This window comes from Spirosoma panaciterrae DSM 21099 (genome assembly GCF_000374025.1).
Taxonomy (GTDB): domain Bacteria; phylum Bacteroidota; class Bacteroidia; order Cytophagales; family Spirosomataceae; genus Spirosoma; species Spirosoma panaciterrae.
This window is the reverse complement of the sequence record NZ_KB893185.1, coordinates 1-13434: the sequence shown is the minus strand read 5'-3', so window position 1 is coordinate 13434 and position 13434 is coordinate 1. Positions and strand designations below refer to the sequence as shown.

Sequence of the window (13434 nt, the reverse complement as noted above, 5' to 3'; positions counted from 1 at the left end):
ACTCTTTAATATGATCGATACTAGTAAAATTATCGCCATCGACGTCCATACGCATGCTGAAGCTTCCTGCTGGCATCCGCATGATGATTTTCGTCCCGAGCTTGATGAAGCATTTGCCAAATATTTCAAATCGGATAAGCGCCCAACCATTCAGGAAACGGCCGATTATTACCGGGCGCAGAATATGGCCTTCGTCATGTTTACGGTCGATTCGGAGTTTAACGTGGGCAAACGCCGGATTCCGAATGAAGAAGTAGCCGAAGGGGCCCGTAACAATCCGGATGTGATGATTGCTTTTGCGAGTATCGACCCGCACAAAGGCCGTATGGGTGCTCGTGAAGCCCGAAATCTGATTGAAAATCACGGCATTAAAGGGTTTAAATTTCACCCGACAGTGCAGGGCTTTTACCCCAACGACCGGATGGCATATCATCTCTACGAAGTCATTGCCGAATACAAACTGCCGATGTTGTTTCATTCGGGGCATTCGGGTTTTGGTTCGGGCGTACGCGGGGGTGGAGGGCTTCGACTGGAATACTCCAATCCAATTCATCTGGACGACGTAGCCATCGATTTCCCCGACAATCCCATCATCATTGCGCACCCAAGCTGGCCCTGGCAGGATGAAGCCCTTTCCGTGGCTATGCACAAACCGAATATTTACATCGATCTCAGTGGCTGGTCGCCCAAGTATTTCCCGAAGCAATTGGTGCAGTATGCCAATACCTTACTGAAAGATCGGATGCTGTTCGGTACAGATTTTCCGCTGATTACCCCCGAACGCTGGATCAAGGACTTCCATGAAGCTGGTTTCCGCGACGAAGTCAAACCGCTGATTCTGAAAGAGAATGCCATCAAATTATTAGGCTTAACGTAATCTCGTTCTCCGTGGCCTGCGAGGACACAGACCACGGATCAAGAAAAGAATTACCCAAAGTACCGACCTCATAGCTCCTAAAACCCTTAGATCAATGGACGTTAGCCCTAAAACCCTGCTTGACCAACAACCTTTTACACGGCTGCAATACACGACGGTGTTGATCTGCTTTCTGATGAACATGCTCGACGGTATGGACGTGATGGTGATTTCGTATGCGGCACCGGCCATTGCCAAAGGCTGGAATTCCAGCCCCGAAGCGCTGGGTATTGTGTTTAGTTCGGGCTTATTCGGGATGACCTTCGGTGCGTTGCTGCTGGCTCCATTTGCCGACAGTCTGGGTCGAAAAACCATGATCCTGATCAGTGCGGCCATGATGGGTTTTAGCATTTATATGACAGCCCAGGCCACATCTGTAATTCATCTAATTGGCTTCCGCTTCGTGAGTGGCTTAGGCATTGGTAGTATGCTGGCCAGTACGGCAGCGCTGGCAGCCGAATACACGCCCGACAAAACCAAAGATTTCTGGGTAAGTTTCGCCATCGGAGGGTATCCGGTCGGGGCCGTTTTGTCGGGATTGGTGGCGGCTCGAGTCATTCCAGAATCGGGTTGGCAAACGATGTTTCAACTGGCGGGTATCTCGACACTGGTCGCCCTTCCCATTATTCAGTTTTTTCTGACCGAATCGCTGGAATTTTATCTGAAGTCGCAACCGACCGATGCGCTGGTGAAGGCCAATGTGATTCTGGATCGGATGCGCATGAGCACACTGTCGGTATTGCCTCCCAAACCCACCCGACGGCAGGGCATTCCGCTTAGGTCGGTTCTGGATGGCGAGTACAAAACCCCGACGATTCAGTTGTGGATTGCTCTGTTTCTGGCCTTTGCCACCCTGTATTTCCTGACAAGCTGGATTCCGAAACTTGCTTCCAACGCAGGTCTTTCCATCGAATTAGCCATTTATGCCGGAACGGTATTTAACATAGGTGCCTTTTTTGGCATCATGACACAGGGCTATTTTTCGAGCCGGGTTGGACTCAAAAAAACCATCGGTATCTTCCTGATCATGACGGGCGTATTAATGGCTATTTTCGGATTGTTTATGGGTTCATCACTGCTATTGCTTCTGTTCGGACTGCTGGGCTTCGGCATTCAGGGGGGCTTTGTCGGTTTGTATGCCGTAGCCGCCCGACTGTATCCGACGGAGTTTCGCACAACGGGGGTTGGCTGGTCCATTGGCATTGGTCGGCTGGGGGGTATTATCGGGCCAGCTGTGGGTGGGGTACTGATTGGCATGGGGCTATCGATGGTCACCAACTTTCTGATTTATGCGGTCCCGACCATCTTCGCTGGCATCATGACCCTGTACATTTCGTCGAAAAAGATTCGGTAACACAGAAGGTGATTCTCATGCCGATACATGACCAAGATCAACCCTTAAAAAATCGCTCCTTGTACTTTTACGGTTGACTAATCAGCGTCCAAAAAGCGTTGTAATCTTATCATGGAAACCATTCTAGTACCGATCGATTTCTCGAAAAATTCAGAAAACGCCTTGCATTTTGCCAGTAACCTGGCAGAAAAACGACAGGCCCGACTCATCGTATTTCACTCGTACCATACCCATCATACGAGCGCCTATGTATCGGCCAACTCATTTGATCGTGAGTTACGTACGCTAAAAGAGCATACCGACCAAAAGCTGAAAGACTTGTATGCCCATGTCGGCGGCAGCACCTTGGCAACGACTGAATTTGTTAGCAGCGATACTGAATTCCATGAGGAAATGCTCCGTCTGGTAACCGAAAGGGGGATCGATCTTATTGTGATGGGTACACAAGGATCGGGCAGCCGACTGGAAGGGAATCTTTTTGGCACCAACACCTCATGGGTAGTCGAAAAAGTCAAATGCCCGGTGATCGCCATACCGGAGAACCAACCATTGGAAGCGGTAAAAGAAATCGTATATGCCAGTGATTATGTACCGGGCGATATCGACAATCTGCAACAACTGATGCCGATCGCGCAGGCTTTCAACGCCAGCGTTACCGTTATCCATATTACAAAGGATGAATCGGCTGATGCCGTAAAAACGCTGGCGCGTTTTGAACAGCAGGTAAAAACTGAAATCGGTACGCCCGGCATCCGTTTTCGACTTATCAAAGGCGCTAGTATCGAAAAAACGCTGGACCAGTATATAGCCGAAAATAAAGTGGATTTGCTGGTTATGTCGGCGCATCAGCGCAGTCTACCAGAAAAGCTCTTTGGCAAAAGCATGACCAAGATTATGACGCTTTATTCGCACATTTCTCTGATGATTTTCCATCAAAAAGTCGACTAAACTATGCCAATAATAGGTTATTCTAAGAACAGTTGGTTTATCTACATCAGGCAAATCGCCCAAAAACCTCACTACAACCATTTAAGTTGCCTTAGCCACTGTTCTTGACAAATGTGGGGTAGTTTGCCATTTCGAATCGCAACGGTGAACTGTAAAATCCGTCACTCAGAACTGTTAACCTAGCTAAAATATAACTTATCCAGCAAGCCATAATTTATACATTTCCCAGATCCGTTTTTGAACTAATTTTATGTAAAGAAAATATACCGGAAAAATACTAGATAGTTGACTAATGGATCAGTCTTAGAAATATTCTAATCGATGGGCTACAATCTTAATCGGATTTGAGGGCCAATATGTACCCCACGTATCTCAGGCTGGACAAAACAACCAGCCTTAAGACCAAATCCTATTTTCTCCGACATGAAATAATATCCCTCGACACTGACTGGAACCTCAAACTCAGCAGCATACGAAGCCTCGTAGGTGTTACCCTCATAAGTATATTCTAAGCGTTGACTATAAAATCCTGCGCCGGTTCCCACTTGCAAGCTAAGTCGAGGTTTTGCTAGTATAGCATATTTAGCCAGTGCATACCCATGTAAATCAAAGCCTTTTGAGTTGGGTTCATCTGTATACGTACCATTGGCCAGCTTTACGGGAAAACTATCATAATAACCAAATTTACCACTCATAAAGCCAGAGGCTATGGTCCATCGATTCGTGAGATGATAATCAAAATCAGCCGAAAAATAGCTTTTGATATTTCTGGTATCATAAAACTGATTATGGTACGCGATTGGGCTGTTATAGCCTCCATAACTAAAGGCTATATCGTAAGCCTTTTTTTGAGCAATAACCGACACTGGCGCGAAAAAGAGTAGAGTAAGAAATAGTGTTTTCATAAATTAAGTTGTTTACTTAAGTATCCTTGAAAGTCTTCTCCCGTTGTAATTACCTTGTCATTTTTTTTATAAAGCAATTATGTAAACTTAAAGCCTGTTTAAAAATGCTTGAGCATACGATTGATGTTGGATAAATACACGAATGATTCGTGCGAGTTGACACCGCATTCATAATCCTTGCTGAGCCGTCTCGACCAATTCATCCAGGCAAATGTCCGTTCTACTTTCCAACGCATTGGCACTAACGCTCCGGCGGCCCGGCTGAAAACCCGCCAACTCACTCACTTTAACGACCTCTAAAATCAGTCCGTAGGTCTTTTTCATCCAAGAAGCCAACTTCTTCCCGTAGGCACTATCGGCCAAGAGTTTGGTCAGCCGATCAAAGCCTTGCTGCGCTAACCGACTCACTACCAGCCGAGCCGCTGGACTGTCATGCAGGTTAGCTGCATGGACGACGACCACTAAGACCAAGCCTAACGTATCCACCACAATGTGGCGTTTGCGCCCGTTAATCTTTTTATAGCCGTCATAGCCTTTGGGTACCACGCCCCATTCGCTACATTTAACACTTTGGGAGTCAATCACCCCCACACTAGGCGAGGCTTCTCGATTAGCTTTCTTGCGCCTTCGTTCAACGAGAGCTTTGTTAAGCTTTTCCCACGTACCGTTGTTACGCCACTTCCAGAAATAGTAATAGCACAATGGCCAGGGTGGTAAGTCATTAGGCATTTGCCGCCTTGACCACCTGTTTTGGTGATGTAAAGCAGGGCGTTAAAAAAACTACGCAGGGAATATTTGCGCTTTCGCTTGTCGGCCAGGATTTGTTCAATAACTTTCCAGGCGGAATCAGTCAGGTCGGAGGGGTATAGCTTTGGTCGGCTCATGCCCCAAGATAGGCTGATTTTGTCTTTTTAGCCCCTTGCTATATTTTTAAACAGGCTCTTATATTAAGAGATAAAATGTCAAATAGGACTACCTACGGCAAGTTTCAACTTCTTGAATTTGTTCTAAAACTACTGCTTTAATAGGGCCTCTATTTCTTCTTTCGCATTGCCACTTGGTCGACTACAATTATTCTTGACAACCTTGCCTTCCCGGTCAATTAAAACATAATGAGGGTAGGAGTTAACATTATACTTACTGATCAATGTGTTCTCCCAAGCTTTATTTGCATACAAGTTAACTGTTTGTAAATTGTACAGCTTACTTACCTTAGCCCAGTCGGCTCGTGAACTTCTTACGCAGATATTGACAATTTTTACTGGCTTGTCTTTAAAATGCTTTACTAGCTCGTTTTCAAGTGGCATTTCCTGCCGACAAGGCGCACAACCCGTAAACCAAAAACTAAGATAAATTACTTGACCACGAAAGTCTTTCAAGTAAGCTAATGAATCCAGATGATCTTCCAAAGCAAAATTAGGAGCCATCTCCCCCGGCTTAAGCAAATAAGCGTCCTGGTAGTAAGCTTTCCGATCATTGATCCACTGTTTATTCGTAAATCTGTAATAATACTTCGTAAGTAGTTGCTCGCCAAGAGTTGGAGCGCCCGCCAATATTTCGTCTAAATAGCTACTCATGAATACGTCCCAAGCTAATCCGGTCAATTTTTTTGACGCTACTTGAGCTGTATAGGTAATGACATTTTTAACTGTTTGTTGTCGATCAAAAAGGTAATAAAAATAATCTTTAAGAAACCCTTGGTAATCGACTAAATAGGCTGTTGAGGAATTATTAATAAAGGCAGGAGTAACAAAGCTGAAATAATCGTTTGGTATATCCGTTACAGAGTCTTTTTTAATAAATCTTCGGTAAAGAATGTTATTCGCCCTTGAGGAAGCATCACTATACAAAATTCGTTGCTGCTCGTGTTGGAGAAACCATGCTGGCAAATGATGCTGTTTAGAATAAGTTATCAGGAATTGCTGTTCAGTACGTAACAAAGAGTCCATTTGGCTTTTATACCTCTTTAACGAAACGGCCTCATTAGCCGCATTAGCCCGGAAGGCAAAAGGTACTGTTTTTAACGTCTTTGCTTGATCAAAATAGAATTGGTTAATGGCTGCATAGCGCCCCTTAAATTGGTAAGAAGACCAAGGATTCGCTTTCGCTAAATCTAGAAAAAGCGTCGCTGTATCATTAGGTACCAAGTAGACATGACCACCAAATTGATTAACGGTTAAAAAGCCAGTTTGAGGGGCCGCTAATCGGTACACCAAGTATTTTTCGCCATTTCCTATTGATAAAGAATCTTCAATTCGTGTTTCCGTGCCATGAGGCAAGACGCTACCCACAAAACTGAAGACAGGGCGAGAGTATATATTATTCTTGTACACGACTTTTATTACGGATATTCTATTTGGGTTGATTGCAAAATCAGGAATTTCCTGTGCTAGAAGTCTGCCAATCTGCAAGAGGCAGGTTACAAAGAAGATTAATCTCATAGCTAACTACAAACTTAAGTACATAACGACAAATATAGTTTTTTAGCACATATTGTATCTATATTATTTATACAATTTCTGACATTAAGTATCGTTATGCGAACTTAAAGCCTTTGTTTTACAAAATATAATCCAAGTGGCGGGCTTTACAGTCCACCGTTGCGACCATCCACGGCTGGGCTACGAAATGGCTAAACTACCTGATGTGAGCCTTACACCCGATGCCGTTTTTTAAACTGTAGCGGATTTTCGCCCGTAACCCGCCGGAATATCTTCGTAAAGTACGACAGGCTGTCAAACCCACAGGCAAAACAGGCTTCCGATACAGTCTGATCGACCAGCAATAATTTCTGCGCCTGATTGACCCGGTATTGATTCAGAAATTGGGTGAAGGTCAGGTGCGTCATCCGTTTGAAATACCGACAAAAGGCCGCCTTGGTCAGGTTGGCCACTGCCGCAGCTTCATCGACCTCAATTTTGCGGGTGTACTGCTCGGCAATGAACTGATTTACTTTTTTCAGCCGCAGTTGTTCCGTCAGGTTATAGGCATTAGTCACGGCTTCGCCCTGTAAGGACGTCCATTCGGTACTGGTGGCCAGTTGCTGAAAAATACCCAGCAGTTTCATCAGTCGCTCAAAGGGTGGTAACTGAGCCAACTGTTTCAACTGTTCGCCCACTTCCAGCTTGGTCTGCCCGTAAAACGAAACCCCTGACCGCGCCCGTTCGAACAGATCCGTAATGGCGCTGAACTCGGGAGCCTGCCAAAGCGTATCGCCCAGAAAATTCTTTTTCAACTGCACCACCACTTTCTGATGCTCCGTCTGCACACCGTAATCGAAATTCAGGTGTGGAATATTGGGGCCGATAAACACCAGATCGCTGCCTTCGTACCGCGAGATATGATCGCCCACATGGCGGGTACCGCTGGCTCCTTCGATATACACGATTTCGTATTCGGGATGATAGTGCCAGAGAAACACCTCGCTCAGATGGGGCGTCAGCAGCAGGTGAAAAGAGCTGTTGGCATCGGGGTTGATTTCTTCTAAAACGACTTTCAAAATAACCTTCTTTTTGCCGATAAATGCCTTACTTATTCAGAAACCAGGAAGTCAGGAGCAATATAGTACAAAAACTGGCAATTTCTGTCCTAACACATCAGAGTTCCAGGCTACTAACTTTGTTACAACAAAAAACACTAAAAATACAAACCAACTATGGAAGCGACGCAGACAATGGCCCCTACGATGATTCCAAACAACGCCCATAAAGATATTCCGGGTAATCCATCGACGGCTACCAGCAGCAAACTCAAATTGAGCGACCGCTCAAACCATGGCGACGGACCAGTTCAACCACTACGGGTGCTTTCGGAAGAAGACTGGCAGTTCTGGATTACCAACGGCTATGTCATTATAAAACAGGCGGTTCCAAAAGAGAATGCCGAGCGGCTGGCCACGCTTCTATGGGAGTTTGAAGAAAAAGACCCCAATGACCCGAGCACCTGGTATGCGCCACCCCGCGCCGAAATGAAGATGAAAGAGCTGACGGGCAGTGGTATGGTCGAACTCTACAACCATCAGTACGAGTGGGATAATCGACAGTATCAGCGTGTGTACGATGCCTTCGTAGACGTATGGGGCACTGAAAAACTTTGGGTTACCATCGACCGGGCCAATCTGAATTTCCCGCTTCGGCCACAGGATACCTTCAAAGGTTTTATCCATTGGGATTACGACCCCGAAACCCGTCCGCAAAATGTGCAGGGCGTACTGGCGCTGGCCGATCAGACCGACGAAAATATGGGCGGCTTTCAGTGCATTCCCGAACTCTACCGGACCTACGATACCTGGAAACTCACTCAACCCGCCGACCGCGACCACTTTAAGCCCGATACAACGGGTTTCGAACTGGTGAAAGTAAAAATGGAAGCGGGTGATTTATTGATTTTCAACAGTACACAACCGCACGGCATCCGGCCCAATCGGTCGGCCGACAAGGTGCGGATAGCGCAATATATTTCGATGATGCCCGCCGAAGAAGATAATGAAGAGTTGCGTCAATGGCGCATTACATCCTGGCGCGACCGTGTAGCGCCCGAAGGCTACGCGTTCCCCGGTGACCCGCGCGGCTGGGAGAAAACCCGCTACCAAACCGCTGAATTAAGCCCGCTGGGTCGGAAGTTGCTGGGATTGGATAAATGGGAAGAATGAGTTTACTGTTCGCTGGCGTAAAACCTGTTTAAATTCTATTACTAAAACTAATTATTGAGTGACTTTGTCATGCTTCCTTCGTCAGCATGACAAAGTTTACACATCGTTTTAAAAGTCAACAGATTCGTATTAATGACTGAAAATAGAAGGCGGTAAACTTACACCGTTTGCGAAAACAGTTTGGTTTGCGGTTTGGCGTAGTTCAGTCGCTCATCGAACGCCATGCAGATATTCCGTAGAAATGGACGACCTTCGGGCCGGACCTGTACCCCTTCGGCGGTGTAATCGATCAGGCCATCGAGCCAGAACGCTTCCAGCCGTGCTTCAAGAGCCTCCCATTCGCGCTTCGACCAGTTGCCCAAGTGCCAACTGGTTTTGCCCTGACACATGATATTCAGAATCTGCCGACGCAGAAACTGGTCCTGATCGTCCAGCACATGCCCACGTAAGAGCGGTAATTCTCCGGCCAACACCCGGTTCATATACAGGTCAACATCTTTCTCATTCTGAGCAAAAGCCGTCCAGACATCCCCAATGGCGGATGCCCCCAGACCAATCAATACCTGCGTTTGCGCTGTCGTATACCCCATGAAGTTCCGGTGGAGCGTACCGGCCTCCATGGCTTTGTAAAGTGAATCGTGCGGACGGGCGAAGTGGTCCATCCCGATTTCGACATAGCCGCCATCTTCCAGCAACGTCCGGCCCGTTTCATAGAGAACACGTTTTTCTTCACCCGATGGCAGATCGTCGTCCCGAAAACCGCGCTGGCCGTTTCCTTTGAGCCAGGGTATATGTGCATACGAATAAAACGCAATTCGGTCGGGCCGGAGAATGAGCGTCTGGTAAATCATGTCGATGATCGAATTGGTGGTCTGGAAGGGTAATCCAAATACCAGATCATGGCTGATGGAGGTATAACCCATTTCGCGCGCCCACTCGGTTACACGTTTTACATTTTCGACGGGCTGAATGCGATGAATAGCTTTCTGTACCACCGGATCGTAATCCTGAATACCAAAACTTACCCGCCGAAATCCGAAGTCGTATAATACCTGTAGGTGCTCGCGGGTTGTGTTGTTGGGGTGGCCTTCCCAGCCATAATCGGGCGAGTCGGTGGGTACAGCCTGGCTAAAAATACCGGTTAGCAGTCGTTTCAACTGATCGGGCGAAAAGAAACTCGGCGTTCCACCACCCAGATGCAGCTCCGCAAGGCGTGGTTTTTCGGGCAATAAATCGCAATAGCTATTCCATTCTGCCAGCAACGCATCGATATACGGACTTTCGACGCCGTGGTTTTTGGTGATGCGTTTGTTACAACCGCAAAAGGTGCAAAGGCTTTCGCAATAGGGCAGGTGAATGTAGAGGCTGACACCCGTTTTACCATTACTTAGCGAAAAGGCCCGACGCAGGTTGCGTATCCAGGCCGTTTCGCTAAAGGTTGTTTCATCCCAGAAGGGCACGGTCGGATAGCTCGTATAACGCGGACCGGGAACGTTGTATTTCTGAATGAGTTGCATAGGTGCATTGGGGTAAGGGCATGGGGCAGAGGGCAGACATCGAGCTATTTTACCCTCTGCCCCATGCCCTTACCCCAATGCGATAACGCAAATTTCTCTCCCTATCGACTCCCAAATCCTGAGCCGTATCAGGCCGATCGCTGATGATTATCAGGGTACGCAGCGCATACCTGTGCCAACTTGCATCCAAATTCTGAACGATGAATACGGCAACGATTTCCCCAACGGTCTGCTACCACTGTGGCAATGAATGTCTGGACGAAGACCTTATTTTCGATGATAAGCACTTCTGCTGCGACGGCTGTAAAACGGTATACTCCATTTTGAGCCAGCACCAGCTTTGCCAGTACTACGCCATTGAACCCGGTACGGACCGACCGGGAACGACACAAACACCAAACGTTGCCCGACAGACCCGTCTGGAATTTTTAGACCACCCGGACATCATTGCCCAGCTATTGGAATTTTCGGGCGATGCTGTTGCGAAGGTCACGTTTTACGTACCCACCATACACTGTAGTTCGTGCCTGTGGCTGCTGGAGCATTTGTACCGGATCAATCCGGCTATCCAGCAGTCGCGGGTCGATTTTTTGAAGAAGCAGGTTTTCATCACTTATAATCCATCGGAGATTACGCTTCGGCAGGTGGTCGAATTGCTGAGTTCGATTGGCTACGAACCGTTAATCAGTCTGAACGATGTAGTAAAAGAAGGGCAGAAAACCTCCAATCGACCGTTTCTGTATCGTCTGGGCGTAGCCGGATTCTGTGCAGGCAACATCATGCTATTCAGCTTCCCGGAGTACCTCGGCCTCGATGATGTATCGTTCAAACACGTTTTCGGCATTCTTAACTTACTATTGGCCATCCCGGTCGTTTTCTATTCCGCTTCGGGTTATTTCGAATCCGTTTGGTCGAGCCTCCGCAAAGGCCTTATCAACATCGACTTACCTATTTTACTGGGTATTCTGGTGGCCTTTTTTCGGGGTGCTTATGAAGTATTGTTGCTGGATGGAGCCGGGTATTTCGACTCACTGACCGGACTGGTTTTCTTCCTGTTGTGCGGCAAATGGTTCCAGCAGCGTACGCATGAGTTTCTTTCGTTCGAACGCGATTATAAGTCGTATTTCCCACTGGCGGTTACGGTGGTCGGAAGCAAAGGACAACGCGCAGGAAGTGAGGATCGCGTAGTTCCGGTTGCTCAACTCCATAAAGGCGACCGGATTCGGATTCGAAACCAGGAATTGATTCCTGCCGATGGCCTGCTCTACAAAGGCAATGCACTCATTGATTACAGCTTCGTAACGGGCGAATCGGAACCGGAGTCGAAAGAACCGGGGGCTTTAGTTTATGCAGGGGGCAAACAGGTCGGCGAAGCTATCGAACTCGAAATTGTCCGCGATGTATCGCAAAGCTACCTGACCCAACTCTGGAACAACGATGCGTTTCAGAAGGATACCGACTCTAAGATCCGCACCTTTGCCGATGCTGTTGGAAAGTATTTTACCCTTACGGTTATCACACTGGCAACTGTGGTCGGTTTATACTGGTATCTCCAGCACGACCCATCGCGGGCGGTGAACGTGTTTACGGCGGTACTGATTATTGCCTGCCCCTGTGCCCTTTCCCTCTCCTACCCGTTTGCGCTGGGCAATGGCTTACGGCTCCTGGGAAAACGCCACCTGTACCTAAAAAACGCCGAAGTCATCGAGCAAATGGCCGCCTGCGATACCATCGTATTTGACAAGACGGGAACGTTGACGGAGGTAAAGAGCGAAAGAGTGAAAGAGCGAAAGAGTGAAGATGAGCCATTAGGCGTGGTTGAAGAATTTCCACAAAGATTAACCTCTATTGAACAGAGTATGATTGCTTCGCTGGTGCGGCACTCGGCTCACCCGCTTAGCCGGAAACTGGCGGCTCACCTGGCCGACTGTTCGTCACTCCCGATGGATTTATTTACGGAAGTTCCGGGGCATGGTATTCAGGCTGTGGTAGATGGGCAAATTGTAAAATTGGGAACGCGTTCGTTCGTCAATGCGTCCGTTATGGCCTGCGAAGATGCCCTGGCAGGGAATAAGCTTTCATTACACAATCCTTTAGTACTTGATGACGCAGACCGAGGAAGTGAAAGTACACCTTCCAAGCCGGATTCCTCAAAGACCGGAACCGAAATAGCCTCGCCTTCCGAGTCAGCAGTTTATGTCAGCATTGATGATGAATGCAGAGGGCGTTTCCGGTTCCCGAACCAATACCGCTCTGGGCTGGACAGTATGCTCACTGGCCTGGACAAATCCTATGAGTTATACCTGCTTTCGGGCGACAACGACCACACAAAAACCGAACTGAAATACTGGTTTCCCCAGGCCGGACAGATGCATTTTAACTGCCGCCCGCAGGAGAAACTAGCTTTTATCAAGCATTTACAAGCTTCTGGAAAACGGGTCATGATGGTAGGTGATGGGCTGAACGATGCGGGTGCCTTGAAACAAGCCGATGTAGGTATTGCTGTTACCGACGATACCATTCAGTTCACCCCGGCTAGCGATGCCATACTGGAAGCGACCGCACTGACTCAACTACCTAAATTCCTTGGCTTTAGCCGCTATAGTATGCGCGTGATCCGGTTCAGCTTTGTGGTTTCGCTACTCTACAACGGCATTGGCCTCAGTTACGCCCTGTTTGGCAACTTATCACCAGTCGTAGCGGCCATTTTGATGCCCATTAGCTCGGCTACGATGCTGGCTATTGCTACGTTTGGCGTTCGGGGTTATCGAGGCTGGAAGTGATTTTTTCGACAGGATTTAATCTTGAAACTGTTCATTAAACTTTCTAATTTTCAGTGAAACTGGATCGTTTTTTGTCATTCTATGTTTGTAGCAGTCCTTTTGAGTGCCTCCGTCGGTAGACTATCTTTTGTCAAGGGTCACCAAGACCGCTCGGAATGCGAGTCGCCGACGGAGGTTTTCAACCGCCAGCTTGAACAGTTCGTGGGGCATAAAGCCCGAATAAAGAATCGATAAGCATCAGCGGTAAACGCCTTAATCAACTACGCCTATGAACACCATCTATGTCGGTATTGACATCGCCAAGACCAGTTTCACCCTGGCTATACCCCAACCCAATGGGCGATTCCTGGATTATACCCT

10 protein-coding genes are annotated in these 13434 nt (G+C 47.6%); 5 read left to right on the top strand and 5 right to left on the bottom strand.

Annotation, left to right across the window (positions count from 1 at the left end):
* Positions 1–10: 10 nt before the first annotated feature.
* From B153_RS0116005 to B153_RS0115995, 3 genes are all read left to right on the top strand, one after another.
* Positions 11–877, top strand: a complete 867-nt coding sequence (locus B153_RS0116005; RefSeq protein ID WP_020597741.1) for a 4-hydroxyphenyl-beta-ketoacyl-CoA hydrolase — start codon at positions 11–13, stop codon at positions 875–877.
* 94 nt (positions 878–971) lie between these two features.
* On the top strand, positions 972–2270 hold the full coding sequence (locus B153_RS0116000; protein WP_020597740.1) for an MFS transporter: 1299 nt from the start codon (positions 972–974) through the stop codon (positions 2268–2270).
* 111 nt (positions 2271–2381) lie between these two features.
* Positions 2382–3218, top strand: coding sequence for a universal stress protein (locus B153_RS0115995; protein ID WP_020597739.1), 837 nt, complete (start codon positions 2382–2384; stop codon positions 3216–3218).
* A 326-nt stretch (positions 3219–3544) separates the two neighbouring features.
* On the opposite strand, the gene B153_RS0115990 is transcribed toward B153_RS0115995, so the two are convergent.
* The 4 genes from B153_RS0115990 to B153_RS0115970 all read right to left on the bottom strand — a co-directional run bounded on the left by B153_RS0115990 (position 3545) and on the right by B153_RS0115970 (position 7622).
* A complete protein-coding gene (locus B153_RS0115990) occupies positions 3545–4123 on the bottom strand; it encodes a hypothetical protein (protein ID WP_020597738.1) in 579 nt (192 codons plus the stop codon).
* Positions 4124–4291: 168 nt separating this feature from the next.
* Positions 4292–4852, bottom strand: coding sequence for a transposase (locus tag B153_RS37280; protein ID WP_169518484.1), 561 nt, complete (start codon positions 4850–4852; stop codon positions 4292–4294).
* Positions 4853–5136: 284 nt separating this feature from the next.
* The gene (locus tag B153_RS0115975; protein ID WP_026262204.1) at positions 5137–6564 is read right to left on the bottom strand and encodes a TlpA family protein disulfide reductase; all 1428 of its coding nucleotides are present in this window, start codon (positions 6562–6564) and stop codon (positions 5137–5139) included.
* Between the two features lie 212 nt (positions 6565–6776).
* Entirely contained in the window at positions 6777–7622 is an 846-nt protein-coding gene (locus B153_RS0115970) for an AraC family transcriptional regulator (protein ID WP_020597736.1), read from the bottom strand.
* A 156-nt stretch (positions 7623–7778) separates the two neighbouring features.
* Between B153_RS0115970 and B153_RS0115965 the strand changes: the two genes are divergently transcribed.
* Positions 7779–8774, top strand: a complete 996-nt coding sequence (locus tag B153_RS0115965; protein ID WP_020597735.1) for a phytanoyl-CoA dioxygenase family protein — start codon at positions 7779–7781, stop codon at positions 8772–8774.
* A gap of 158 nt (positions 8775–8932) precedes the next feature.
* Here B153_RS0115965 and hemN read toward each other — a convergent pair whose 3' ends face one another.
* On the bottom strand, positions 8933–10291 hold the full coding sequence (gene hemN / locus B153_RS0115960; protein ID WP_020597734.1) for an oxygen-independent coproporphyrinogen III oxidase: 1359 nt from the start codon (positions 10289–10291) through the stop codon (positions 8933–8935).
* A 200-nt stretch (positions 10292–10491) separates the two neighbouring features.
* Between hemN and B153_RS0115955 the strand changes: the two genes are divergently transcribed.
* Positions 10492–13074 carry a heavy metal translocating P-type ATPase gene (locus B153_RS0115955; RefSeq protein ID WP_020597733.1) on the top strand — a complete coding sequence of 861 codons (2583 nt, stop codon included), beginning with the start codon at positions 10492–10494 and terminating at the stop codon, positions 13072–13074.
* Positions 13075–13434 lie beyond the last annotated feature (360 nt).

Coding starts and splice junctions, on each gene's coding strand:
- B153_RS37280 (WP_169518484.1), bottom strand. CDS start 4,852: ATGCCTAATGACTTACCACCCTGGCCATTGTGCTATTACTATTTCTGG.
- B153_RS0116005 (WP_020597741.1), top strand. CDS start 11: ATGATCGATACTAGTAAAATTATCGCCATCGACGTCCATACGCATGCT.
- B153_RS0115975 (WP_026262204.1), bottom strand. CDS start 6,564: ATGAGATTAATCTTCTTTGTAACCTGCCTCTTGCAGATTGGCAGACTT.
- B153_RS0115995 (WP_020597739.1), top strand. CDS start 2,382: ATGGAAACCATTCTAGTACCGATCGATTTCTCGAAAAATTCAGAAAAC.
- hemN (WP_020597734.1), bottom strand. CDS start 10,291: ATGCAACTCATTCAGAAATACAACGTTCCCGGTCCGCGTTATACGAGC.
- B153_RS0115955 (WP_020597733.1), top strand. CDS start 10,492: ATGAATACGGCAACGATTTCCCCAACGGTCTGCTACCACTGTGGCAAT.
- B153_RS0115965 (WP_020597735.1), top strand. CDS start 7,779: ATGGAAGCGACGCAGACAATGGCCCCTACGATGATTCCAAACAACGCC.
- B153_RS0115990 (WP_020597738.1), bottom strand. CDS start 4,123: ATGAAAACACTATTTCTTACTCTACTCTTTTTCGCGCCAGTGTCGGTT.
- B153_RS0116000 (WP_020597740.1), top strand. CDS start 972: ATGGACGTTAGCCCTAAAACCCTGCTTGACCAACAACCTTTTACACGG.